The organism is Variovorax sp. dw_954 (assembly GCF_018449755.1).
Taxonomy (GTDB): Bacteria; Pseudomonadota; Gammaproteobacteria; order Burkholderiales; family Burkholderiaceae_C; genus Variovorax.
In genome coordinates this window covers 108,375-131,961 of sequence record NZ_JAAVVD010000022.1, presented here as the reverse complement: position 1 = coordinate 131,961, position 23,587 = coordinate 108,375, and the positions used below count along the sequence as shown (strand labels likewise).

The following is a 23,587-nucleotide window of genomic DNA, read 5'->3' as shown; positions in this document are numbered from 1 at the left end:
AGATAGTCCAACGCACGCCCGATATCGTTGAGGCCATGAACACAACCACCAAGCAAATCACCATGAAAACCGCACTCATCACCGGGTGCTCGTCGGGCTATGGCCTGGAGATCGCGCGCCACTTCCACGCGCAGGGCTGGAACGTCGTCGCCACCATGCGAACACCCAACGAAGACATCCTGCCCCGATCCAGCAGGCTCCGCGTGCTGGCCCTCGACGTGACGAAGCCCGAAAGCCTCGCCGACGCGATCGAAGCAGCCGGCCCCATCGACGTGCTGGTCAATAACGCGGGTATCGGCCTGCTCGGCGCCTTCGAGGCCACGCCGATGGCGACGACGCGCGAGCTGTTCGACACCAACACCTTCGGCACGATGGCGATGACGCAGGCGGTGCTGCCGCAGTTCCGTGCGCGCCGCTCGGGGGTGGTGGTGAACGTGACCTCCAGCGCGACGCTGGCGCCGATGCCTTTGGTCGCCGTCTACACCGCGAGCAAGACGGCCGTCGAAGGCTTCACCGCGTCGCTGGCTTTCGAGCTTGAAGCGTTCGGCGTCCGCGTGAAACTGGTGGAGCCGGGCTATGCGCCGACAACGCGCTTCGCGAGCAACGGCGGCGCGCGCATGGAGGGCTTGATTCCAGAAGCCTATGCGCCCTTCGCACAGCAGGTCTTTGCCGCGTTCGCGCAGCCGGCTGCGGTGACGATGGAAGGCGATGTAGCTGAAGCGGTATGGCGCGCCGCGAACGATGAGTCCGGTCAGCTGCGGTACGCGGCGGGCGCCGACGCGGTGGCGCTGGCTTCATCGAAATGAGGGCTCGGGCAGTCTGCGGTTCCTGTGTGCAGGTGCCCGCTTGCTACTTGTAATAAACCTCCACCCGCCCCTTCAACTTGATCAGCAGCGGCTTGCCCTTGCGGTCGAGCGCGCGGCCGGCGGGGACCTTGATCCACCCTTCGCTGACGCAGTATTCCTCCACGTCGAGCCGGTCCTTGTCGTTGAAGCGCACGCCGATGTCGTGCTCGAACACGGCAGGCACATGGTGCGGACTGCGCGTGTCGATGGAGAGATGGTCGGGCAGCGGCGGCCGGGGTGCTTGGGTTGTTTCGTCGGTCATGGTGTCGGGTTTCTTGAACGCGTCATTTTCGTTCGAGGGAATTCCCCGGCATGAAGCGGCCCGGGGAGGGCGGCCGGAGGGGCTACGAGGCCTGGCGCACGGGGTAGCTTTCGACGGGCGTGCGCAGCAGCTTGCCGAGGTCGTAGGGCCGCAGGCAGGCGGCCGCTTCTTCCACCGGGCAGTGCAGCCAGTCATCGAGCCAACCCTCGCGCAGGAACACTGCGCGGCGTCCGCCGGCATGCTCCTCCGAGGGCAACGTGAGCAGCGCGAAGCTCTCCACGCATTGGCCGTCTGGCGCGCGCCAGCCATTCCAGAGCCCGGCCAGCGCGAGCGGCTCGCCGTCGGCGCGCGTCACGCGCACGATGCGCTGGTCCTGCTCGCCGCGCCGATACAGCGCGTCGGCCAGCACGATGCAGCGGTGGCCGCGCTTCCAGGGCTGCAGGAAGTCGCGCTCGCCGGCCGCCGACTCGGCGGCCGCCTCGAAGGTGGCGGGATAGTCCGCCGTGCTGGAGAACAACGGGATGAGTCCCCAGCGGCCCAGCGCCGCTTCGTAGCGCGAATCCGGTGAGGCGCCGCCCCGGTCGCCGCGCGGACGGCGCACGAACAGGCCGCGCTCGCCGGGCCGCACCAGCGGCTCGGGCGCCAGGCAGGTGAGCTGGAAGCGCTCCTGGTAGTGGCGCGTATCTCGGGCTGACTCGTAGACGATCGTCATGGGTGGCTCGGTGGACGGGTTCCGGCTCGCTTGGGTGTCAGGGTCGCGGGCCCGATTTTGTACCGGCCGAAGGCGCGTCCGGCCCCCGATTGATGCGCACAATCCCGACTTTTTGAAGCCAATAGGCGCTTCGGGCCGGCGCGCGAGAACCAAAGTTCACAAGAAGCGCGAGGCGCGAAATGGCGCCGGATCGAAGGCGCAGGCCTCGCCCGCCATCATGGCGCCCAGCAGCGCCGCCGTGCCCGGCCCGGTGCTGAAGCCGATGTGCTGGTGCCCGAACGCGAGCCACAGGCCTGCATGCCCCGGGCATTCGCCGATGATCGGCCGGCTGTCGGGCAACGTCGGCCTGCTGCCCATCCAGGGATCCGCTTCGAGCCGCTGATCGAGCGGAAACGCCTCCCTTGCCGCGCGCTCGGCCAGATCGAGTTGCACGAAGTTGCGGGGCGCATCGCGTGCCGCCAGTTGCACGCCAGTGGTAAGACGCAGCCCCTGCGCCATCGGCGACAGCACATAGCCGCCGCCGGTGTCGTAGATCGGCCGCCGCAGGGATGCGCCGCCCGCGGCGTCATAGTGCATGTGATAGCCGCGCTCGAAGGCCATCGGCACGCTCAGGCCGAGTGTCTTCTTCGCGAACTCGCGGGTCCACGGCCCGAGTGCAAGCACCACGCGCGCGACCTCATGCACCGTGCCGTCTTCCTCGGCAACGCGCCACGCCTCGGCTTGCGACCGTTCGATCCGTTCGACAAGGGCCTGGCGGATGCGGCCGCCGCGTGCGCGGAACAGTTGGGCATAAGCCTCGACCACCCGGCCCGGGCTGTCCACCGACGCCGCATCCTTGATCCACAACGCGCGCGGAAAAATCGGCTTCAGGTGCGGCTCGAGTTCCGACAGTTCGCGCGCATCGAGCGCCTGCGTGGCAACGCCGAACCTGTCGTAGGTCTCGCGTGACCGGCGGCCGGCGGCAAACGCTTCCTCGGTGCGATAGAGGAACATCCATCCGGTGTCTCGCAAACGATGTGCGACACCGGCCTCCACCAGCAGCCGCCGATGCGCGTCGCCCGAGAGCCGGATCAGGGCGTCGAGCGCCGTCGCGGTTTCCTCGAAGACACTCGCCCGCGCCCGCGACAGAAAGCCCAGCGCCCAGGGCAGGTTCCGCGCCATGAACAGCGGGTCATAGCGGAAGCTGGCCGAGGTGTTCTTCAGCAGCTTGGGCAAGGAAGCCCAGAGCCCCGGGTTGTTGAAGGGCACGAGCGAACTGCTCGCGAGCACGCCGGCGTTGCCGTGGGAGGTCTCGCGGCCCGGCGCGCTGCGGTCGAGCAACGTGACATCGAAGCCGCGCCGCTGCAATTCGAGCGCGCAGGACACGCCCACGATGCCGGCGCCAAGGATGGCAACTGTGTTTTTCATGCGGAAAACGAAATGCCCTGCGCCAGTGGCAGCTCCCTGGAGAAATTGATGGTGTTGGTCGTGCGGCGCATGTACTGCTTCCACGCATCGGAGCCGCTCTCGCGGTCGCCGCCGGTCTCCTTCTCGCCGCCGAATGCGCCGCCGATTTCCGCGCCGCTCGGCCCGATGTTCACGTTGGCCATGCCGCAGTCGGAGCCGGCTGCGGAGATGAAGGTCTCGACCTCGCGCATGTCGTTCGAGAAGATGCAGGACGAGAGACCCTGCGGCACGTCGTTGTGGATTGCGATGGCCTCGTCGAAGTCGTCATACGCGAGCACGTAGAGCAGTGGGCCGAAGGTCTCGTGGCGCACGATCGGGGTCTGCGCGGGCATATCGACGATGGCGGGGCGCACGTACCAGCCGTTCGGGAATTCCTCCGCCAGCACGCGCTCGCCGCCCGCGAGCACCTTGCCGCCTTGCGCCTTCGCAGCGGCCATCGCGTCCTGCAAGGCGTCGAAGGCCCGCGCGTCGATCAGCGGCCCGACCAGCGTGCCGGCCGCCAGCGGATTGCCGATGCGCAGCGCCGCGTAGACGTTCAACAACTTCTCCAGCAACGCATCCTTCACCGAGCGATGCACGATCAGCCGCCGCAACGAGGTGCAGCGCTGGCCGCAGGTGCCCACCGCGCTGAAGAGAATCGCTCGCAGCGCCATGTCGAGATCCGCCGCGGGCGTGACGACCATCGCGTTGTTGCCGCCCAGTTCCAGGATGCGCCGGCCGAAGCGGCTCGCCACCTTCGGCCCGACGATGCGGCCCATTCGCGTGGAGCCGGTCGCCGAGACGAGCGGAATCGCCGGGCTGTCCACGAGCATTTCCGCCAGCGGCGCTCCGCCGATCACGATCTGCGCCAGCCCGGGCGGCGCCCGGTCGCCGAAACGCGCGATGGCGCGCTCCAGCGCCTTGAACGTCGCCAGGCCCGACAGTCCTGCCTTCTCCGACGGCTTGAAGATCACCGGATCGCCGCACACCAGCGCCAGCGCGGCATTCCACGCGAACACGGCGCTCGGGAAGTTGAACGCGGTGATGATCGCCACCGGGCCGAGCGGGTGGTACTGCTCCATGATGCGGTGGCCCGGCCGTTCGGACACGATGGTCCTGCCATGCAACTGTCGCGACAGCCCCAGCGCGAACTCGCAGATATCCACGCCTTCCTGCACCTCGCCGAGGCCCTCCTCGATGATCTTGCCGACCTCGATGGACACGACCCAGCCGATGTCCCGCCTGGCCTGGCGCAGTTCCTCGCCCCACAGGCGCACCAGCTCGCCACGCACCGGCGCGGGCACCAGGCGCCACTGCAGGAAGGCGGCCTTCGACCTGGCGATGATGGCCTCCACCTCGTCTGGCGAGGTCTCGCGCAGTCGGGCCAATTCGGCCCCGTCGACTGGCGAGCGCACGGCCAGCGTGCCTCCCTGGATATCGCCGGGCGCAATGCCGCAGCGCTGCAATACGGACAACAGTTCACTCATTTGCTTTTCCTCGATGGATGCGTTCAGGCGTGCACGGGTTCGGCCCGGGCCCGCGGGCTCCGTGGGGATGCGCCCATGCCCTTGCCGCCCAACCCCTCGTAATAGTGCCCGACCTTGGTCGCGAGAAACTGCGCGAGCGGCACCTGCTCCTGCCCCACGAAGCCCTGCGCCGGAAGCTTGCCCTGCAGCAGCAATTCGAACACGCCCACCACGCCCGCCGCGGTCGTCAGCTCGATGGCCGTGCGCTCCTTGCCGCGCAGTGGCGAGCCGAACACGCGGCACACGCGCGTCTCCTGCTCGAAGCGGCCGTCGCGCAGGCCCGATGCCGATGCGAACAGGATCACCACGTCCTCGCGGCTGTGCGGCACCGCATGCTCCAGCACCTGCCGCAGCAGGTCGCGCCGCTCGATCAGGCGCAGGTCGTGCAGCAGGAAGTCCATCGCGTCGCGGTGGCCGGGGTAGCGGATGGTCTTGTAGTCGAGATTGCGCACCTTGCCCTGGAGCGTCTCGCACAGGGTGCCGAGCCCGCCCGAGGTGTTGAAGGCCTCGAAGGCTTCCGCGTCGAGCGTGAAGGTCTCGTGGCCTTCCATCGCTTGCACCGAGACGCGCTGGCCGTTGACGATGGCATCGCACGGGTTGCAGTACTCGTTGATGACGCCGTCGATGCTCCAGGTGAAGTTGTAGCGCAGGCTGTTGGTGGCGTTGCGGGTGAGCGCGCCCACGCGCAGCCGCAGGTCGTAGAGCGCGTCGAAGTGGCGCGCGAGTTCGCCGCCGAGCATGCCGATCACGCCGGGCGCCAGTCCGCATTGCGGCATCAGCAAGGCGGTGGCATCGCGCGAGAGCTCGCGGATGGCCCGGGTCGCCATGACGTCCTCGGTCAGGTCGAAGTAATGCACGCCGCACTGCGCCGCGGCCGTCGCCACGCGTTGCGCGAGGTAGAAGGGCAGGCAGTTGATCACGGCCTGGTGCGCCGACAGCGCCGCGTGCAGCGCCTCGACGCTCTCCACGTCCAGCGCGATGCGGCGCACCAGCGCATCGTTGTCCTGGCCCGCGCCGGGCTTCACATCGGCGAGCGTCACCGGCAGCCGATGGTGCTGCGCGATCATGTCGGCCACCGTGCCGCCGACCTTGCCCGCGCCGAGCACCAGGACCTTGTGGATGTCGTGCAGCTTCCTGGTCATGTCGTTCTCCTTCAGGCACCGTGCCCGATGGAGGAATTCTGGAAGCGGGTGCTGGCAGATGCCAGAGCGTAAAACGTCGAAAGCGCGGCCTGCTTCGTCGATTCGACGAGCGGCTTGGTCATGTCGATTCCGGTTCACCCGTTCGCGATGCTGGCGACGCCACAATCGGGCGCCAATGCTTCAGGGCCGACCCATGGATTCACGACTCGACGACCTCGACCATCACCTGCTGGCGCTGCTCCAGGCCAATGCGCGCGAGCCGGCCGCCAACCTGGCGCGCAAGCTCAAGGTCGCGCGGACCACGGTGGTGGCGCGCATCGCGCGGCTGGAGCGCGAAGGCATCGTCGCGGGCTTCGGCGTGCGGCTGGGCCAGCGGCTGGAGCAGGCGGCAGTGCGCGCCTTCTGCGGCTTGAGCGTCAATGCGAAGGGCGCGTCGGCGGTGATGCGGGCGCTTGAACGCCTGCCCGAGGTGGAAGAGGTCTGGGCGGTCAGCGGCCAGTTCGACTACATGGTGCTGCTGCGCTGCGGCACGCCCGAGCAACTGGATGCGCTGCTCGACCTGCTCGGCCAGATTGAAGGCGTCAAGCAGACGCAGACCTCGATCGTGCTCAGCCGCAAGATCGACCGGCGCGGACCGGTGAGTTAGCGACGCCCTGGACGGGCCCCCCGAAGGGACTCGTGGGGCGCCTTCCCGGGCGAAGGCAGGCGCCCTGTCAGGCCGGTGCCAAGGCGGCGCAACGCGGTTGCGGGCGGCCCACGTCCTCCTTGCGGCCCACGACCTGGAGAAAGCCGTGCTTGTCGAACCGGCCGATGTCGCCGGTGCGGAAGTAGCCGTCTTCGGTGAACGCAGCGGCGTTGGCCTCGGGCTGCTGCCAATAGCCGCGCATCACCTGCGGGCCTTTCGCGGAGACTTCGCCCGGTTCGCCGAAGGGCACTTCCTGGCCGTCGTCGTCGAGCAGCTTGATGTCGGTGGAAGGCAGGGGCAGCCCCGTGTGGCCGCTGAACGCCTCGATCGAGGGCGGGTTGATCGACAGCACCGGCGAGGTTTCCGCCATGCCATAGCCTTCGCGGATGAAAGAGCCGGTGATCGCCTGCCAACGCGCCGACATCGCGGCGTCGACCGGCGCGCCGCCGGCGCCGGACAGGCGCAGCCGCGACCAGTCGACCTCGGCCAGGCCGGGATGTTGCGTCAGCCCGGCATAGAGCGTGTTGCCACCCACGAAGACGGTCGGCCGCGCAAGCTTCAGCGTGTCGACCAGGGCATTCATGTCGTGCGGATTGCGCACCAGCCAGTTCTCCGCGCCGATCGAGAAGTTGGTGAGCAGGCTCACCATGAGGCCGAAGATGTGGGACAGCGGAAGCGCGGTCACCACGACTTCCTCGCATTCGCGCGTGGCTTGCGGCAGGAAGGCCTTGAGCTGCTCGGTGTTGGCGACCAGGTTGCGGTGCGTGAGGGCGGCGCCCTTCGACTCGCCGGTGGTGCCGCCGGCATATTGCAGGAACAGCAGGTCGTCGCCGCCCAGTTGCACCGGATGCCTCGGCAGCAGCGAGCCGATGCGCAGCGCGGCGGGCAGGCCGACGGCGCCTTCGATGCCATCGGGCACGCGGGCGTCCCAGCCCAGCGCGTCACCCGTGGACGGCCGGCCGGCCACGATCACATGGCGCACCCGCGTGGTGGCGACGACTTCGGCCAGCGTGGCCAGCGCATCGCCGAACACCACGATGCACTTGCTGCCCGAGTCATTGAGCTGGTGCTGGAGTTCGCTTGCCGTGCAAAGCGGATTGATGTTCACCTGCACCGCCCCGGCGCGCATGATCCCCAGCATGGCCACGGGAAAGGCCACGACGTTGGGCAACATCACGCCCACGCGGTCGCCCTTGCGCACGCCCATGCTTTGCAGGTAGGCGCAGAAGTTGCGCGAGATCGCGTCGATCTCGGTATAGCTGTGTCTCTGGCCGGAACTGACGAACGCGGTCTTGCCGCCGTACCGCGTCATCGCGGCCTCGGCCAGCGCGGTGATCGAAGGATGGATGTCGGGATCGATCTCGGTCGGGATCGTCCCGTAGGAGTCGAGCCAGGGGCGTGAGGTCATGTCGGTTTGCAGGCCCTGGTCGATCCGTTCCCCGGCGCCAATCTGGCTGCGGAGGGGGAAGACATTGGGCTTGGCTGTTATAGAAAGTACCGATGATGACTATTTGCGCCCGGCAAGACTGTTCGCTTTTTAACAATCGGGTGGATTTAGGCGGCTGAATCCCGGCGCGAACCGACGACTCAGGCCTTCCATTCCAGGAGCAGGTCCTTCGCCTGCACCCGGTCCCCCGGCTTCACCAGCACCCGCTCGATCACGCCATCACGCTCTGCCACGATGTGCGTTTCCATCTTCATCGCCTCCAGCGAGACCAGCGTGGCGCCGGCCTGGATCGCCTGCCCGGCCTGCACCGGCACGGTGACGATGGCCCCCGGCATCGGCGCGCCGACATGGCGCGGATTGCCCGGCGCCGCCACCTCGCGCTTGAGCGCCGCGTTGGCGGCACCGGCCTTGGCCACCTGCACGGTGCGGGACTGTCCGTTGAGTTCGAACTGGACCTTGACCGCGCCGGCGGCCTCGTCGTCGTGCATGCCCTGCAGGCTCACCAGCAAGGTCTTGCCGGGATCGATCTCCAGCGCCACTTCGTCCTGCAGCCGCAGGCCGTAGAAGAAGGTCGGCGTCGGCAGCACCGAGGTGTCGCTGTGCAACTGCAGGTGCTGGTGGAAGTCCCGCGCCACCTTCGGGTACATCAGCGCACTGGCGAGCTGGCAATCGTCGAGCGGCATGCCGGCGTCGGCCTCCGCCTGCGCGCGTGCGGCTTCCAGGTCGACCGGCGGCAACTCGTCGCCGGGGCGGTAGGCCACGGGCGGCGCCACGCCTTCGGCCAGCTTCAGCACCTTGCGCGACAGTGCGGGTGGAAAGCCGTCGGGCGGAAAGCCGAGCTCGCCCTTGAACAGCGACACCACCGATTCGGGAAAGGAGATCTCGTGCGTCGGGCTCTCGACGTCGGCCGGCGTGAGGTCATTGGCGACCATCATCAGCGCCATGTCGCCGACCACCTTGGAGGTGGGCGTGACCTTCACGATGTCGCCGAACAGCCGGTTCACGTCGGCGTACGCCTGCGACACCTCGGTCCAGCGATGCTCGAGGCCCAGCGAGCGCGCCTGCTCGCGCAGGTTGGTGTACTGGCCGCCGGGCATCTCGTGGCGATACACGTCGGCGGTGCCGGCGCGGATGTCGCTTTCGAAGGGTGCGTAGAAGCGCCGCACGCCTTCGAAGTAGCTCGATGCCGCATGCAGCGCGTGCTGCGACAGGCCCGGGTCGCGATCGCTGTGCGCCAGCGCGGCGGCCATGCTCGACAGGTTGGGTTGCGAGGTGAGGCCGCTCATCGCGTCGAGCGCGCCATCGACCGCGTCGCAGCCGGCCTCCACCGCGGCCAGCACCGAGGCCGACGCGATGCCGCTGGTGTCGTGCGTGTGGAAGTGCACCGGCAGCCCGGTCTCTTCCTTGAGCGCCTTGACCAGCGCCGCGACCGCGCGCGGCCGGCAGATGCCCGCCATGTCCTTGATGGCCAGGATGTGGACGCCGGCCTTCTGCAGCTCGCGTGCGATGCCGGTGTAGTAGGCCAGGCTGTACTTGGGCCGCGAGGGGTCGAACAGGTCGCCGCTGTAGCAGATCGCGCCCTCGCACAGCGCGCCGGATTCGAGCACCGCATCGATGGACACACGCATGTTCTCGACCCAGTTGAGCGCATCGAACACGCGGAACAGGTCGACGCCGGAACTGGCCGCCTGCTTGACGAAGAAGCGCACGACGTTGTCGGCGTAGCTCGTGTAGCCGACGCCATTGGCGCCGCGCAACAGCATCTGGAACAGGATGTTGGGAACAGCCTCGCGCAGCTGCGCGAGGCGCTGCCACGGGTCTTCCTTCAAGAAGCGCATCGCCACGTCGAAGGTCGCGCCGCCCCAGCATTCGAGCGACAGCAACTGCGGCAACTCGCGCGCATAGAAGGGCGCGATCGGCAGCATGTCGGCGGTGCGCATGCGCGTGGCGAACAGCGACTGGTGGGCGTCGCGCAGCGTCGTGTCGGTCATCAACACCGGCTTGCTGTCCAGCATCCATTGCGCGAAGCCCTTGGCGCCGAGTGCTTTCAGTCGGTCGCGCGAGCCGGGCGGAATCGGCGTCGCGAGGTCGACCTTCGGCAGGATCGGCTTGATGAACGGCAGGTCGGGCAGCTTGCGCCCCTTCATCTCCGGATGGCCGTTGACCGTCACGTCGGCGATGAAGCCGAGCAGCTTGCTGGCGCGGTCGCGGCGCTTGGTGAACTCGAGCAACTCGGGCGTGGTGTCGATGAAGCGCGTGGTCACCGTGCCGGCGGCAAAGTCCGGATGGTTGATGACGTTCTCGAGGAACTGCAGGTTCGACGCGACGCCGCGGATGCGGAACTCGCGCAGCGCGCGGTCCATGCGCTGGATGGTCTCCCTCGCCGTGGGCGCCCAGGCCGTGACCTTCACCAGCAGCGAGTCGTAGTACGGCGTGATGACCGCGCCGCCGTACGCCGTGCCGGCGTCGAGCCGGATGCCGAAGCCGGCCGCGCTGCGGTAGGCGCTCAGGCGGCCGTAGTCGGGCAGGAAGCCGTTCTCCGGGTCCTCGGTGGTGATGCGGCATTGCAGCGCATGGCCGTTGAGCCTGATCTCCGCCTGCGGCGGCACGCCGGTGGCGCGCGCCGTCACGCTGCCGTCGGCGGCGGTCTCGTCCTCGCGCAGGCCGATGCGGCCGCCCTGGCTGATGCGGATCTGCGCCTTCACGATGTCGATGCCGGTGATGAGCTCGGTCACCGTGTGCTCGACCTGGATGCGCGGATTCACCTCGATGAAATAGAACTTGCCGGTGTCGGCGTCCATCAGGAACTCGACGGTGCCGGCGTGCGTGTAGTCGACCGCGCGCATCAGCTTGAGCGCGCTGTCGCACAGGCCCTGGCGCGTCGTCTCGTCCAGGTAGGGCGCGGGCGCCCGCTCGACCACCTTCTGGTTGCGCCGCTGAACGGTGCAGTCGCGCTCGAAAAGGTGCACCACGTTGCGATGCGTGTCGCCGAGGATCTGCACCTCGACGTGGCGAGCCCGCTGCACCAGCTTCTCGAAATAGACCTCGTCGTTGCCGAACGCGGCCAGCGCCTCGCGACGGGCCGCCGCCAGCGCGCCTTCGAGCTCGCCCTCGCCCTGGATCGCCCGCATGCCGCGACCGCCGCCGCCCCAGCTGGCCTTCAGCATCACGGGATAGCCGACCTCGGCGGCCATGCGCTTGCATTCCGCCAGGTCGAGCGGTAGCGGCAAGGTGGCCGGCATCACCGGCACGCCGGCGGCCACGGCGGCGTTGCGGGCGGCGACCTTGTTGCCGAGGGTGCGCATCACGTCCGGGCGCGGCCCGATCCATTCGATGCCGGCATCGAGCACGGCCTGCGCGAAGTCCGGGTTCTCCGACAGGAAACCGTAGCCGGGATGGATCGCGTCGACCTTCGCGGCGCGCGCCACGCCGAGGATGTCGGCGATGTCGAGGTAGGCGGCCAGCGGCTTCTTGCCTTCGCCCACCAGGTAGCTTTCGTCCGCCTTGAAGCGGTGCAGCGCCAGCCGGTCCTCGCGCGAATAGATCGCGACAGTGCGCATGTTCATTTCAGCCGCGGCGCGCATCACGCGGATGGCGATCTCGGAGCGGTTGGCGATCAGGACGGAGCCGATGGGTTTGGCGGGCATGGGGTCTTTCGTGGGCGGTAGCGGCAGGCAGGCATCTACCAGCACCAACTGTGCCCGTCTCGCCCGGATGCTGCGCGGAGGGATCGCGATGTGCGAGCCCTCCGCGCACGCTACGCCGTCGCGGCGAACCGGGCAACCGCGATCAGGCCGCCGACCAGCAGCAGGACCAGCACCAGCGCGATGCAGACCAGGCTCAGGATGCCGACGTCCTCGGTGCGCGCATCGGCATCGGCGCGACGGCCACCGAGCCCGATGAAGCTCCACAGGACGGCACGAACGGAACGGGGAAGGATTGACATGCTTTGAATATCGCGTGCCTGCCGGCAAAAGAACAGATGCAGATCGAGGCGGATCGTGCGTATCAGTTTTCCATGGCGCTGCGAGCCGCGCATGTCGCGCGACACTTGAACGCCGATTCGGCGCGATGATGCAAACTCTGCCGGCGCCCTGTCACGCGCACCCCTCATGAACGTCTTCGACGAAAACCCGTGGTTCAAGGCCCTGCCCGAGGAGGAGGCCGAGGCGCTGCTGGCTGCCGCCAGTCCGAGGCACCTGGCTGCGGGCGAATTCCTGTTCCGGCAGGGCGACACCGCCATGGCACCCACGGGGGCGTTCTTCGGCGTGGCGAGCGGGCTGATCAAGCTGAGCATCCTTCACCCCGACGGCAACGAGGCGATCCTGACCATCATCGAGCCCGGCAACTGGATCGGCGAGGTCGCAGTGCTTGAAGGCGCGCCGCGCGCGCACACGGCGATTGCCGTAGGGGATACCGATGTGCTGGCCGTCAGCGCGGACAAGTTCGGCCAGCTGATGCAGCGTCCCGTCTTCAGCCATGCGATCGCCGTGCAGGTGGCGACGCGATTGCGCCTGGCGTATGGGCTGATGGGCGACTCTGCGCTGCAAAGCACGCTGGAAAGGATCGTGCGGCGCTTGGTCCTGCTGGCCCACGGCGACGTGACGGACAGCATCGAGGAGCGCAGCGTGATAACCGCCTCGCAGGACACGCTGGCCATGATGCTGGGGATCAGCAGGCCCACGCTCAACAAGGAGCTCCAGGTGCTGGTGAAGCGCGGCGCCATCGCGTTGCGCTATGGGCGTATCGAGATCCTCGACATGCAACTGCTGCAGGAAAGCGGCCAGGTCGTGCCGCGCAAGACCTGACCGGAAGCACCGCATTGATATGAAAGCGCCCTGACGGTCGCATTCGCATCGATGCACTTGCCGGCGCCCCGCGCCGCTCGCCGCTGTCCTCGACTCGCGACGACGCGGCCAGGCGTTGCTTTCGGGCCGTTGCGATCTCGTCGATCGGGTCCTTGACGGCCGACTCGCCGTTGCCGGTCGCGGCATGCGCGTCCACGCTGGAAGCCTCTGGCGACTTGATCCCATCCTCAAAAGACGAGCTTGAACGGTTCGCAAAAGAAGGGGTCTCGACCTCCCCACCAGTTGCCCGTCGTCTTGGGCTTCCCGGCTGTCCTACACCTTTTTTGCTTACAAGGAAGCCGAAAACAAAGGGTTTTCCCGTGTGCGTGCCCGCCATGCAATCCCTAAACTTCGCTCCATCGGTTCACTAATAAAACACGGTTTCATTAGTGAAACGTCAAAGTAGCAGATCAAGGAGATCCCGCCCCCCGCTCAAGGCCCCGGATCTCTGCAAATCGGCCCCAGTTTCGTACCCCTTTCGCCCAGGTCGCCAACCATGATGAAGCAATCCCGTCGCCAGGTCCTCGCGCTCGCACTGTCCGCCGTCGCGGCCTGCGCCGCCGCCCCGGCCCTGGCCCAGGGTTATCCGTCCAAGCCCATCACGCTGGTCGTGGCCTACCCGGCCGGCGGCGACACCGATGCGCTGGCGCGGCTGTTCGGGGAGAAGCTGTCCAGCCGCATCGGCCAGCCCGTGGTGGTCGACAACCGCCCCGGCGCCAGCGGCGTCATCGGCAGCGCCTGGGTGGCCAAGGCGCCCGCGGACGGCTACACGCTGCTGCTGGCGCCCAGCACCTTCTCGATCGCGCAGCTGGTCCTGAAGACCAACGGCGTGGGCGGCTATGACGTGCTGAACGGCTTCACGCCGATCATCGAGACGGGAACGCTGCCGCTGTTCCTGGTCGCCGGTTCCGGCGCGGGCATGAAGACCTTCAAGGACGTGGCGACCGCAGCCAGGACCCAATCGCTGTCCTATGCGAGCCCGGGCAGCGGCTCGCCGATGCACATCCTCGGCGAACTCGTGAACAAGGCGGCCGGCATCGACCTGCGCCATGTGCCCTACCGCGGCGTCGCGCCGGCCGTGAACGACGTGCTGGGCGGCCATGTGCCCCTCACCTACATCACGCTGGGCCCGGTGGCGCCCTACCTGCCGGGCGCGAAGATGGTGCCGCTGGCCGTGGCCGACAGCAAGCGTTCGCCGCTCGCGCCCAACGTCCCGACCTTCGAGGAGCTTGGCTACAAGGGCGTGCAGGTCAGCGCATGGCACGGCCTGTTCGGGCCGAAGGGCATGCCGGCCGATGTCGTGAAGACGCTGAACGCGCACTTCAACGAGATCCTGAAGATGCCCGACGTGGTGTCGCGCATGGAGACGCTCGGCGCGACACCGCTGGGCGGCCCGCCGGAGACGCTCGCGAAGACCAACGCGGCCGACTTCGAACGCTTCGGCAAGGTCATCAAGGACCTGGGCATCCAGGCCGACTGAACGGCCTCGACCCGCATCAACGCCCACGCCAGAACACCAGCACACCATGACCGACATCAAAGCCGTTCCCGACCTCGACAGCCTCCAGACCCTGCTGGACGAGTTGCCCGCCAACCTGCTGGCCGGGCGTCGCGTGCTGGTGACGGGCGCCGCCCGCGGCCTGGGCCTCGCTTTTGCCAAGTGCATCGCCAAGGCCGGTGCCAGCGTGGTGCTGGCCGACATCCTCGCGGACCTTGCGCAAGCCGAAGCGCAGGCGATGCGCGACGCCGGCTTCACAGCACACGGCCTTGCCGTCGACCTGTGCGACCCGCAATCGATCGAAGCCTGCGCGGCAGCCGCAATGCAGGCGCTCGGCGGCCTGGACGGCCTGGTCAACAACGCCGCCATCACCAACTCCGGCGGCCGCGATGCGCACGCACTCGAGATCGACATGTGGGACCGCGTGATGGACGTCAACGTGCGCGGCACCTGGCTCATGAGCCGCGCCTGCCAGCCGGCGCTGGCCGCCACCGGCCGCGGCTCCATCGTCAACCTGGCCTCCGACACCGCGCTGTGGGGCGCGCCGAACCTGCTGGCCTATGCATCGAGCAAGGGCGCGGTCATCTCGATGACGCGATCGCTGGCCCGCGAATGGGGCGCCGACGGGATCACCGTCAACGCCGTGGCACCCGGCCTCACGCTGGTCGAGGCCACCGAATACGTGCCGATGGCGCGCCACCAGAAGTACCTCGAAGGCCGGGCCATCCCGCGCGAGCAGCAGGCCGTCGACGTCTGCGGCGCGGTGCTGTTTTCCCTCTCGGGCCTGTCGCGCTTCGTGACCGGCCAGTTGCTGGCCGTCAACGGCGGCTTCGTGATGAATTGATTTGATTGATTGAATTTTCGACCAAGGAGTTTTCGATGAGCGATATGTCCGAACAGAAGAAAGTGGCCAGCGACAGCACGCTGGCGCAGCCCGAAGGCAGCAGCCTCGAAGCGTGGATGAACACCCGCATCGCGCGCTACTCGACCCGCAAGTACGACTGGGACGCGCTGAAGTTCCAGGCTGACTTCGATCCCAAGTTCCGCCGCGCGCAGATGCGCTACGTCGGCACCGGCGGCACCGGCGTCGCCAAGGACGTCAACACCGTCCCGGCCGAGAACTTCACCTTCTCCACCATGGTGATTCCCGCCGGCCACGAAGGCCCGCCGCACATCCACACCGACGTGGAGGAAGTGTTCTTCCTGATCCGCGGCAAGCTCAAAGTCGTCATCGAGAAGGACGGCGAGCGCTTCGAGACCATCATGACCGACCGCGACCTGATCTCGGTGCCGCCCGGCGTGTACCGCGAAGAGATCAACATCGGTGACGAAGACGCGCTGATGTGCGTGATGCTCGGCGCGCAGAAGCCGGTCACGCCGACCTATCCGGCCGACCACCCGCTCGCGAAGATCAAGCGCTGAAGAGGCCCGCGATGAACGACGCCGCTGTCATGCAGACCCCCGCGCTCACGCCCTCGGAACTGGCGCGGCTCGATGCGCGTTTTCCGGTGCGCAACGTGCCGGTGCGCGGCGACACCCTTGTCTCCGTGCGCGAATGCGGCAGCGGTGCGGCCGTCGTCTGCCTGCATGGCATCGGATCGGGTTCGGCATCGTGGCTCGACACTGCATTGCTGCTGGAAGGCGCAGCGCGCGTGATTGCATGGGATGCACCGGGCTACGGTGAATCGACGCCCGTCGCCGCAGCGGCGCCCTCGGCGGCCGACTATGCGGACCGGCTTCACGCGCTCGTCGATGCGCTCGGCCTGGAGTCCTTCGTGCTCGTCGGCCATTCGCTCGGCGCGCTCACCGCGGCCTGCGCTGCGCGTCCTGGTTCACCACTGGCCTCGCGCATCCGAGGCCTCGTGCTGATCAGCCCGGCCACCGGCTACGGCGCACCTTCGCGGGCTGACGCAAGCCAGCGGGTCCGCACGCAGCGCCTCGACACGCTCGCCCAGGTCGGCATCGCCGGCATGGCCGCGCAGAGTGCAGCCCGGCTCCTGTCCAGCGGCGCCAGCGAACAGGCCCGCCAGTGGGTGCGCTGGAACATGGCGCGCCTCAACGTTTCCGGCTACAGCCAGGCCGTCGAACTGCTGTGCGGCGGCGACCTGCTGGCCGACCTGCCGCCCGCGATGCCGGTGCGCGTGGCCTGCGGTGCGCTCGATGTCGTCACCACGCCGCAGTCCTGCGCCGAAGTCGCCGACCAATGCGGCGTGCCGCTCGAACTCATCGCCGGCGCCGGCCACGCCAGCTATGTCGAACAACCGCAAGCCGTCGCCGCGCTGCTGCGCGACGTGCTCGCCGCATGAACAACAACCACAGGAAGGAAGCGACATGACCACCAACGAATCAATGGACGAAGGCTCGGACCGCTACAACGTGCCCGCGCTCGAACGCGGCCTGCGCGTGCTCTGCGAATTCAGCCGCGAGAACCGAACGCTCTCCGCGCCCGAACTCTCGCGCCGCTTCGACCTGCCGCGCTCCACCGTGTTCCGCCTTCTCACGACGCTGGAGAACATGGGCTTCGTCGAGAAGGCCGATGGCGGGCGCGACTATCGCCTCGGCCTGGCGGTGCTGCGCCTGGGCTTCGAATACCTGGCCTCGCTGGAACTCACGCAACTCGGCACGCCCTTGCTGCAACGCCTGTCGGACGACCTGCGCACGCCCTGCAACCTGGTGGTGCGCGACGGCCGCTTCATCGTCTACGTGGCGAAGGTGGCGCCGCCTTCGCCCTTCCTCAGCCAGGTCTCGGTCGGCACGCGCTTGCCCGCGCATGCCACGGTGCTCGGCCGCATCCTGCTGGAAGACCTGACGCTGCCGCAACTGCGCGCGCTGTACCCGGAAGACAAGCTCGAAGTCTTCTCGCCGAACACGCCGAAGACGGTGAACGAACTCTTCGACATGGTGCAAGGCGACCGCCAACGCGGCTATGTGCTGGGCGAGGGCTTCTTCGAGGCCAACATCTCCAGCGTGGCCGCACCCGTTCGCGACCACAGCGGCCACATCGTCGCGGCACTGGGCGCAACGATCACCTCCGACCACATCGACGAAAGCCGCATCGACGAGATGGTGCAGCGCGTGCGCAGCACCGCCGACGACATCTCCGGCTTGCTGAACTATTCGCCGGCGTCCGCCAGCAAGGTCGTTCCGCTGCGCGGCGGCGAGCGTGCCTGAACTCATTCCGAACCTTCGCAACATGACTTCGCCGCTCATCTCCTCCAGCTTCTTCTCGCCGCATGCGCTCGCCGGCCGCGTGGCCGTGGTGACGGGCGGCTCGTCCGGCATTGGCCTTGCAACGGTCGAGTTGCTGCTCGACTGCGGCGCCGCGGTCGCGCTGTGCGGGCGCAATGCCGAACGGCTCGACAGTGCCGTGGCCGGCCTGCGCGCAGCGCGGCCGCAGGCCAGGCTGTTTGCCCGCACCTGCGACGTGCTCGACGGCGATGCGGTGCGCAGCTTCGCGGCCCAGTGCGAAGCCGAACTCGGCCCCGCCTCGATCCTCGTCAACAACGCCGGCCAGGGCCGCGTCTCCACCTTTGCCGACACCGACGACAAGGCCTGGACCGAGGAGCTGCACCTGAAGTTCTTCTCTGTCATCAACCCGACGCGCGCCTTCCTGCCGCAACTCGCGGCGCAAGCCGCGGTGCTGGGCGATGCAGCCATCGTCTGCGCCAACTCGCTGCTCGCACGCCAGCCGGAGCCGCACATGGTCGCCACCTCCGCGGCGCGCGCCGGCCTGCTCAACCTGGTGCGCTCGCTGGCCACCGAATTCGCGCCGCAAGGCGTGCGCGTCAACGGCATCCTGATCGGGCTCATCGAGTCCGGCCAATGGCGCCGCCGCTTCGATGCGCGCGAGGACAAGTCGCTCGACTGGGCCGCATGGAGCCACCAGCTTGCGCACGACAAACACATTCCGCTGGGTCGCCTGGGGCTTCCGATCGAAGCCGCCCGCGCGATTCTTTTCCTTGCAACGCCGCTGTCTTCCTACACAACGGGCAGCCATCTCGATATCTCTGGAGGTCATTCCCGTCATGCCTGAATTGACCCACCCCCGTATCGGCGCACTTCGTGTCGCCGAGTACCCCCTCGAGGGGGCAACACCGGTGGCCCGGCAAAGCCGGTTCCACGGTGTTTCTCGATTGGCGTGCGCTGGTTCCCTGGCGTGTGCGTTTGACTTTGTTTTTTTGGAGTCCTGATATGCAGACCAATGTCACCGTCGGCGCAGTCGTCGCCGCCTTCCTCGAACAATGCGGCGTCAAGGCTGCGTTCGGTGTGATCTCGATCCACAACATGCCGATCCTCGATGCGTTCGCGCAGCGCGGCGCGATCCGGTTCATCTCGGCGCGGGGCGAGGCCGGCGCGGGCAACATGGCCGACGCCTATGCGCGCTCCACCGCGAGCCTGGGCGTGTGCATCACCAGCACCGGCCCGGCGGCGGGCAACATCGCCGGCAGCATGGTCGAGGCATTGACCGCCGGCGCGCCGCTGCTGCACATCACCGGCCAGATCGAGACGCCCTATCTCGACAAGGGCATGTCATACATCCACGAGGCACCGGACCAGCTCACGATGCTCAAGGCGGTGTCGAAGGCCGCCTTCCGCGTGCGCAGCGTGGAGACGGTGCTCGGCACCTTGAAGCGCGCAGTGCAGGTCGCGCTGACCGCCCCGACCGGCCCGGTCAGCGTGGAGATCCCGATCGACATCCAGTCGGCCCTCACGACGATGCCGGCCGACCTGTCGCCGCTGCCCATCGATGCGGCCGTGCCCTCCGCTGCCGGGCTCGATGCGCTGGCCGCGAGCCTCGCGAATGCCCGGCGTCCGATGCTGTGGGTCGGCGGCGGTGCACGCCATGCCGGTGCCGCGATCAAGCGCCTGCAGAAGCTGGGCTTCGGCGTGGTCACGACCACGCAAGGCCGGGGCACGGTGCCCGAGGACGACGCCGGATCGCTGGGCGCCTACAACATCCAGAAGCCCATCGAGGCGCTCTACCAGACCTGCGACGCAATGCTCGTGGTCGGCTCGCGCCTGCGCGGCAACGAGACGCTGAAGTACGAGCTGAAGCTGCCGCGTCCGCTGTACCGCATCGATGCGGATGCCGCTGCCGAAGGCCGCGGCTATTCGACCGAAGCCTTTGTCTGCGGCGATTCCGCGCTGGCCCTGAACGGCCTGGCCGACCGCCTCGAAGCCGCGAACTACAAGGCCGATCCCGCGCTGCTGAAGGACCTTCGCGCCGCACACGTCCAAGCCGTTGCAACGCTGCGCGACGGACTCGGCCCGTACGCCGAACTGGTGAAGCAGATCCAGGCCATCGCCGGCCGCAACTTCAACTGGGTGCGTGACGTGACCGTGTCGAACAGCACCTGGGGCAACCGCGAGTTGCGTGTGTTCGAGCCGAGCGCGGGCGTGCATGCCACGGGCGGCGGCATCGGCCAGGGCATGCCGATGGCCATCGGCGCGGCCATCGGCGCGACCGAGACGCAATCGGGCCGCAAGACCTTCTGCCTGGCCGGCGACGGCGGCTTCATCCTGAACCTGGGCGAACTGGCCTGCATGGTGCAGGAGCAGGCGGACATGGTGATCGTGCTGATGAACGACAAGAGCTACGGCGTCATCAAGAACATCCAGGACGCGCAATACGGCGGGCGCCGCTGCTATGCCGAACTGCACACGCCCGACTATGAGCTGCTGTGCAGGTCGCTCGCGCTGCCGCATGCACGCGTGAAGAACCTCGACGACCTGCCGGGCCAACTGGCTGCGGCGGTTGCCACGCCGGGTCCTTTCCTGCTGGAGATCGACATGCTCTCCATCGGCGGCTTCAAGACCACCTTCGCGGGCCCGCCGACCAACACCATCACGCAGATTCCGGCCCTCGGCACGGCTGCGGTGGCGGGCAAGTGAGCGCACGGCCATGATGCGCGTTGCACTCATCGGCTGCGGTGCCATCGGCACCTCGATGCTCGAACTGCTGAAGGGCGATGCGACCCTGGAAGTGGTGGCCATCGTCGTGCCTGAGTTCGGCCTGGCGGCTGCCCGTGCCGCGCTCGCCAGCCTGGGGTCGAACGCCGAGGTGGTGACGAGCGTGCCCACGACCGGCATCGACCTGGTGGTCGAGGCCGCGGGTCATGCCGCCATCGAGGCGCATGTGCTGCCGGCCCTGAAGCGCGGCCTGCCATGCATCGTGGCATCGGTGGGCGCGCTGTCGGCCATCGGTTTGGCGGAACAACTGGAACGTGCAGCCTGCGAAGGCCATACGCAAGTGCAGCTGATCGCCGGCGCGATCGGCGCCATCGACGCACTGGCGGCGGCACGCGCCGGCGGCCTCGATGCCGTGCGCTACACCGGCCGCAAGCCGCCGCACGCCTGGACCGGCACGCCGGCCGAGCAGGGCCGCAACCTCGCCACGCTGGCGCTGGAAACGATCATCTTCGAAGGCAGCGCCCGCGAGGCCGCATCGCTCTATCCGAAGAACGCCAACGTCGCGGCCACCGTGTCGCTGGCCGGCCTGGGCCTGGACCTCACCCGCGTGCGCCTGATCGCCGACCCGGCCGTCACGGAGAACGTCCATGTCGTCGAGGCCGAAGGCGCCTTCGGCAGCTTCGAACTGACCATGCGCAACAAGGCGCTGGCGGCCAACCCCAAGACCTCCGCACTCACCGTCTACAGCGCGGTGCGCGCGATGCGCAACCGCGTCGCGCACATGGCGATCTGAACCACCTGGACACCACGATGTTTTCTTCCGAACTCCTTCCCGTCAACATCGCAGGCGAATGGCGCCTGGGTGGCGGCGATGCCTACGAGAGCCTCTATCCGGCCACGGCCGAGCCGATTGCGCGCCTGAATGCCGTGAGCCTGGCCGACGTCGACGAAGCCATCACGCGCGCACACCACGCCTTCCTCACGAGCGGCTGGGCGCAGAAGCTGCCGCACGAGCGCGCCGCGGTGTTGCATCGTGTTGCGCATCTGATCCGCGAGCAGGGCGAAACGCTGGCGCAGAAACAGCGCCTGGACAACGGCAAGCCCATCAACGAAACGCGCGCCCTGGTGGCCAGCGCGGCCGGCACCTTCCAGTTCTTCGCCGCTGCACTGGAGACGCTGGAAGAGACCATCACCCCGTCGCGCGGCCCCTTCGTCACGATGAGCGTGCACGAGCCGATGGGCGTGGTCGCCGCGATCACGCCGTGGAACTCGCCGATCGCCAGCGAGGCGCAGAAGCTGGCGCCCGCTCTGGCGGCCGGCAACGCGGTCGTCGTCAAGCCTGCCGAAGTCACGCCGCTGATGGCGCTCGAACTCGCACGCATCTGCGAGGAAGCCGGCGTTCCCAAGGGCATCGTCAGCGTGCTGCCGGGCAAGGGCTCGGTGATCGGCGATGCGATCACGAAGCATCCGCTGGTCAAGCGCGTGTCCTTCACCGGCGGCACCACGACGGGCAAGCACATCGCGCACATCGCGGCCGACAAAATGATGCCGGTGTCGCTGGAACTCGGCGGCAAGTCGGCCACGATGGTCCTCGAAGACGCCGACCTCGACCACGCGGTGAGCGGCGTGCTCTACGGGATCTTCAGCTCCTCGGGCGAATCCTGCATCGCGGGCTCGCGTCTCTTCGTCGCGCGTTCGATCTACGACGAGTTCCTCACGCGGCTCGCCGAAGGCGCGAACGCGTTGCGCGTCGGCGACCCGGCGTCGGAGCAGACCCAGATGGGCCCGCTGATCACCGCGAAGCATCGCGAAGGCATCGAGCGCTACGTGGCGCTCGGCGTCTCCGAAGGCGCCCACATCCGCACGGGTGGCGTGCGCCCGCACGGCGATGGCCGCGACAAGGGCTACTTCTACACGCCCACCATCCTCGAAGGCCTGACCAACAGCGCACGCACGGCCCAGGAGGAGATCTTCGGCCCGGTACTCGTCGCGATGCCCTTCGACAGCGAGGAAGCGTTGATAAAGCAGGCCAACGACAGCATCTACGCGCTGGCCGCCGGCGTGTGGAGCCGCGACTTCAAGCGCGCATGGCGGATCGGCCGCGCGGTGCAGGCCGGCACGGTCTGGGTCAACACCTACAAGCAGTTCTCGGTGTCGACGCCCTTCGGCGGCTGGCGCGACAGCGGCCTCGGCCGCGAGAAGGGCCGCGAAGGCATCTTCCAGTACATGGAGCAGAAGAGCATGTACTGGGGCACGAACGACGAGCCGCTCCCTTGGGCCGGCGTGACTCACCGCGCCTGGAGCAACTGAAATGAGCGTTCTTGGAATCGACCAGATCACCTACGTGTCGGACGACCTGCCGACCTGCAAGCGCTTCTTCGGCGACTGGGGCCTGGCGCTCAAGTCGGAAGCCGCCGATGAACTCGGCTTCGAGTGCCTCAATGGTTGCCGCGTCGTCGTCGCGGCGTTGGACAAGCCCGGACTGCCGCCCGCGATGGAGGAAGGCCCGACGTTGCGCGAAGTGGTGTGGGGCGTCGAAAGCGATGCCGACCTCGACCGCTATGCCGCAGCCATCGCGAAGCAGCCCGGCTTCTTCGACGCCAGCGTCGACGGCGCGCGCCGCATCGGCTGCATCGACCCCAACGGCCTCGCCGTGCGCCTGCAGGTCACCCGCAAGCGCGCCGTCGACGTCGACTGCGGCGAGATGAACACCTGGAACCGCAAGGCCCGCATCAACCAGCCCGCGCCGATCTACGAACGCGCCACGCCGATCGAAGTCGGCCACGTCGTGTTCTTCGTGACCGACGTGCTGGCGACCAGCGCCTTCTATCGCGACAACTTCGGCTTCGTCTCGTCGGACAGCTACCCGAACCGCGGCGCCTTCATGCGCTGCGCGCCGGACGGCGGCCACCACGACCTGTTCCTGCTGCAGTTGCCTTCGGGCAAGCGCGGCCTGAACCATGTTGCCTTCACCGTGCGCGACATCCACGAGGTGTTCGGCGGCGGCCTGCACTTCTCGCGCAGCGGCTGGGAAACGCAGCTCGGCCCGGGCCGCCATCCGGTGTCCTCGGCCTACTTCTGGTACTTCAAGAACCCGGCCGGCGGACTCATCGAGTACTACGCCGACGAAGACCAGCTGACGGCCGACTGGCAGCCGCGCGAGTTCGAGCCGGGCCCGACCGTGTTCGCCGAATGGGCGGTCGACGGCGGCCTCGATGGCAACACGCGCCGCCAGAAGAACGTCGACGGCCCGCAAGGCAAGTTCCTCACGGAAAAGAAATGAGGGAC

21 protein-coding genes are annotated in these 23,587 nt (G+C 68.0%); 13 read left to right on the top strand and 8 right to left on the bottom strand.

Going from position 1 to position 23,587, the window contains the following annotated elements; all coding sequences use genetic code 11:
* The first annotated feature begins 62 nt into the window (after positions 1 to 62).
* Positions 63 to 806 (top strand): SDR family oxidoreductase, encoded by a 744-nt coding sequence (locus HB681_RS28095; protein ID WP_213958166.1) that lies wholly within the window; start codon positions 63 to 65, stop codon positions 804 to 806.
* A gap of 43 nt (positions 807 to 849) precedes the next feature.
* On the opposite strand, the gene HB681_RS28090 is transcribed toward HB681_RS28095, so the two are convergent.
* From HB681_RS28090 to HB681_RS28070, 5 genes are all read right to left on the bottom strand, one after another.
* Entirely contained in the window at positions 850 to 1,107 is a 258-nt protein-coding gene (locus HB681_RS28090; RefSeq protein WP_213958165.1) for a DUF3297 family protein, read from the bottom strand.
* An 82-nt stretch (positions 1,108 to 1,189) separates the two neighbouring features.
* Entirely contained in the window at positions 1,190 to 1,819 is a 630-nt protein-coding gene (locus tag HB681_RS28085; RefSeq protein ID WP_213958164.1) for an SOS response-associated peptidase family protein, read from the bottom strand.
* Between the two features lie 156 nt (positions 1,820 to 1,975).
* Entirely contained in the window at positions 1,976 to 3,226 is a 1,251-nt protein-coding gene (locus tag HB681_RS28080; RefSeq protein WP_213958163.1) for an FAD-dependent oxidoreductase, read from the bottom strand.
* Positions 3,223 to 4,731 (bottom strand): aldehyde dehydrogenase family protein, encoded by a 1,509-nt coding sequence (locus HB681_RS28075; RefSeq protein WP_213958162.1) that lies wholly within the window; start codon positions 4,729 to 4,731, stop codon positions 3,223 to 3,225. The genes HB681_RS28080 and HB681_RS28075 overlap by 4 nt, the downstream gene beginning before the upstream one ends.
* Positions 4,732 to 4,754: 23 nt before the next feature.
* Positions 4,755 to 5,912 carry a saccharopine dehydrogenase C-terminal domain-containing protein gene (locus HB681_RS28070; RefSeq protein ID WP_213958161.1) on the bottom strand — a complete coding sequence of 386 codons (1,158 nt, stop codon included), beginning with the start codon at positions 5,910 to 5,912 and terminating at the stop codon, positions 4,755 to 4,757.
* A 193-nt stretch (positions 5,913 to 6,105) separates the two neighbouring features.
* On the opposite strand from HB681_RS28070, the gene HB681_RS28065 reads away from it, so the two are divergent.
* Positions 6,106 to 6,558 (top strand): Lrp/AsnC family transcriptional regulator, encoded by a 453-nt coding sequence (locus HB681_RS28065; RefSeq protein ID WP_213958160.1) that lies wholly within the window; start codon positions 6,106 to 6,108, stop codon positions 6,556 to 6,558.
* A 67-nt stretch (positions 6,559 to 6,625) separates the two neighbouring features.
* Here the strand turns inward: HB681_RS28065 and HB681_RS28060 are convergent, their stop codons facing one another.
* The 3 genes from HB681_RS28060 to HB681_RS28050 form a co-directional block, all read right to left on the bottom strand.
* Positions 6,626 to 8,005, bottom strand: coding sequence for an AMP-binding protein (locus HB681_RS28060; protein WP_213958159.1), 1,380 nt, complete (start codon positions 8,003 to 8,005; stop codon positions 6,626 to 6,628).
* A 179-nt stretch (positions 8,006 to 8,184) separates the two neighbouring features.
* Entirely contained in the window at positions 8,185 to 11,691 is a 3,507-nt protein-coding gene (locus HB681_RS28055) for a pyruvate carboxylase (RefSeq protein ID WP_213958158.1), read from the bottom strand.
* Between the two features lie 110 nt (positions 11,692 to 11,801).
* Positions 11,802 to 12,095, bottom strand: coding sequence for a DUF2970 domain-containing protein (locus HB681_RS28050; RefSeq protein WP_345944768.1), 294 nt, complete (start codon positions 12,093 to 12,095; stop codon positions 11,802 to 11,804).
* A 61-nt stretch (positions 12,096 to 12,156) separates the two neighbouring features.
* On the opposite strand from HB681_RS28050, the gene HB681_RS28045 reads away from it, so the two are divergent.
* The 11 genes from HB681_RS28045 (at position 12,157) to HB681_RS27995 (ending at position 23,582) form a co-directional block, all read left to right on the top strand.
* Positions 12,157 to 12,852 carry a Crp/Fnr family transcriptional regulator gene (locus HB681_RS28045; RefSeq protein WP_213958157.1) on the top strand — a complete coding sequence of 232 codons (696 nt, stop codon included), beginning with the start codon at positions 12,157 to 12,159 and terminating at the stop codon, positions 12,850 to 12,852.
* A gap of 538 nt (positions 12,853 to 13,390) precedes the next feature.
* Positions 13,391 to 14,371 (top strand): tripartite tricarboxylate transporter substrate binding protein, encoded by a 981-nt coding sequence (locus tag HB681_RS28040; RefSeq protein WP_213958177.1) that lies wholly within the window; start codon positions 13,391 to 13,393, stop codon positions 14,369 to 14,371.
* Positions 14,372 to 14,417: 46 nt separating this feature from the next.
* Positions 14,418 to 15,233: an SDR family oxidoreductase gene (locus tag HB681_RS28035; RefSeq protein ID WP_213958156.1), complete on the top strand. Its 816-nt coding sequence runs from the start codon at positions 14,418 to 14,420 to the stop codon at positions 15,231 to 15,233.
* 35 nt (positions 15,234 to 15,268) lie between these two features.
* Positions 15,269 to 15,811, top strand: coding sequence for a cupin domain-containing protein (locus HB681_RS28030; RefSeq protein ID WP_213958155.1), 543 nt, complete (start codon positions 15,269 to 15,271; stop codon positions 15,809 to 15,811).
* Between the two features lie 11 nt (positions 15,812 to 15,822).
* Entirely contained in the window at positions 15,823 to 16,695 is an 873-nt protein-coding gene (locus tag HB681_RS28025) for an alpha/beta hydrolase (RefSeq protein ID WP_213958154.1), read from the top strand.
* 25 nt (positions 16,696 to 16,720) lie between these two features.
* Complete coding sequence (locus HB681_RS28020) at positions 16,721 to 17,560, top strand: IclR family transcriptional regulator (RefSeq protein ID WP_213958153.1); 840 nt, start codon at positions 16,721 to 16,723, stop codon at positions 17,558 to 17,560.
* A 22-nt stretch (positions 17,561 to 17,582) separates the two neighbouring features.
* Entirely contained in the window at positions 17,583 to 18,422 is an 840-nt protein-coding gene (locus HB681_RS28015; protein WP_213958152.1) for an SDR family oxidoreductase, read from the top strand.
* 158 nt (positions 18,423 to 18,580) lie between these two features.
* Positions 18,581 to 20,281, top strand: a complete 1,701-nt coding sequence (locus HB681_RS28010) for a thiamine pyrophosphate-binding protein (RefSeq protein WP_213958151.1) — start codon at positions 18,581 to 18,583, stop codon at positions 20,279 to 20,281.
* A gap of 10 nt (positions 20,282 to 20,291) precedes the next feature.
* Positions 20,292 to 21,092: an aspartate dehydrogenase gene (locus HB681_RS28005; RefSeq protein WP_213958150.1), complete on the top strand. Its 801-nt coding sequence runs from the start codon at positions 20,292 to 20,294 to the stop codon at positions 21,090 to 21,092.
* 17 nt (positions 21,093 to 21,109) lie between these two features.
* Positions 21,110 to 22,609, top strand: coding sequence for an aldehyde dehydrogenase (locus tag HB681_RS28000; RefSeq protein WP_213958149.1), 1,500 nt, complete (start codon positions 21,110 to 21,112; stop codon positions 22,607 to 22,609).
* Between the two features lies 1 nt (position 22,610).
* Complete coding sequence (locus tag HB681_RS27995; protein ID WP_213958148.1) at positions 22,611 to 23,582, top strand: VOC family protein; 972 nt, start codon at positions 22,611 to 22,613, stop codon at positions 23,580 to 23,582.
* Positions 23,583 to 23,587 lie beyond the last annotated feature (5 nt).

Bases quoted from the DNA above. Each gene is read 5' to 3' on its own strand.
- HB681_RS28095 (WP_213958166.1), top strand. From the start codon at position 63: ATGAAAACCGCACTCATCACCGGGTGCTCGTCGGGCTATGGCCTGGAG.
- HB681_RS28090 (WP_213958165.1), bottom strand. From the start codon at position 1,107: ATGACCGACGAAACAACCCAAGCACCCCGGCCGCCGCTGCCCGACCAT.
- HB681_RS28085 (WP_213958164.1), bottom strand. From the start codon at position 1,819: ATGACGATCGTCTACGAGTCAGCCCGAGATACGCGCCACTACCAGGAG.
- HB681_RS28080 (WP_213958163.1), bottom strand. From the start codon at position 3,226: ATGAAAAACACAGTTGCCATCCTTGGCGCCGGCATCGTGGGCGTGTCC.
- HB681_RS28075 (WP_213958162.1), bottom strand. From the start codon at position 4,731: ATGAGTGAACTGTTGTCCGTATTGCAGCGCTGCGGCATTGCGCCCGGC.
- HB681_RS28070 (WP_213958161.1), bottom strand. From the start codon at position 5,912: ATGACCAGGAAGCTGCACGACATCCACAAGGTCCTGGTGCTCGGCGCG.
- HB681_RS28065 (WP_213958160.1), top strand. From the start codon at position 6,106: ATGGATTCACGACTCGACGACCTCGACCATCACCTGCTGGCGCTGCTC.
- HB681_RS28060 (WP_213958159.1), bottom strand. From the start codon at position 8,005: ATGACCTCACGCCCCTGGCTCGACTCCTACGGGACGATCCCGACCGAG.
- HB681_RS28055 (WP_213958158.1), bottom strand. From the start codon at position 11,691: ATGCCCGCCAAACCCATCGGCTCCGTCCTGATCGCCAACCGCTCCGAG.
- HB681_RS28045 (WP_213958157.1), top strand. From the start codon at position 12,157: ATGAACGTCTTCGACGAAAACCCGTGGTTCAAGGCCCTGCCCGAGGAG.
- HB681_RS28040 (WP_213958177.1), top strand. From the start codon at position 13,391: ATGAAGCAATCCCGTCGCCAGGTCCTCGCGCTCGCACTGTCCGCCGTC.
- HB681_RS28035 (WP_213958156.1), top strand. From the start codon at position 14,418: ATGACCGACATCAAAGCCGTTCCCGACCTCGACAGCCTCCAGACCCTG.
- HB681_RS28030 (WP_213958155.1), top strand. From the start codon at position 15,269: ATGAGCGATATGTCCGAACAGAAGAAAGTGGCCAGCGACAGCACGCTG.
- HB681_RS28025 (WP_213958154.1), top strand. From the start codon at position 15,823: ATGAACGACGCCGCTGTCATGCAGACCCCCGCGCTCACGCCCTCGGAA.
- HB681_RS28020 (WP_213958153.1), top strand. From the start codon at position 16,721: ATGACCACCAACGAATCAATGGACGAAGGCTCGGACCGCTACAACGTG.
- HB681_RS28015 (WP_213958152.1), top strand. From the start codon at position 17,583: ATGACTTCGCCGCTCATCTCCTCCAGCTTCTTCTCGCCGCATGCGCTC.
- HB681_RS28010 (WP_213958151.1), top strand. From the start codon at position 18,581: ATGCAGACCAATGTCACCGTCGGCGCAGTCGTCGCCGCCTTCCTCGAA.
- HB681_RS28005 (WP_213958150.1), top strand. From the start codon at position 20,292: ATGATGCGCGTTGCACTCATCGGCTGCGGTGCCATCGGCACCTCGATG.
- HB681_RS28000 (WP_213958149.1), top strand. From the start codon at position 21,110: ATGTTTTCTTCCGAACTCCTTCCCGTCAACATCGCAGGCGAATGGCGC.
- HB681_RS27995 (WP_213958148.1), top strand. From the start codon at position 22,611: ATGAGCGTTCTTGGAATCGACCAGATCACCTACGTGTCGGACGACCTG.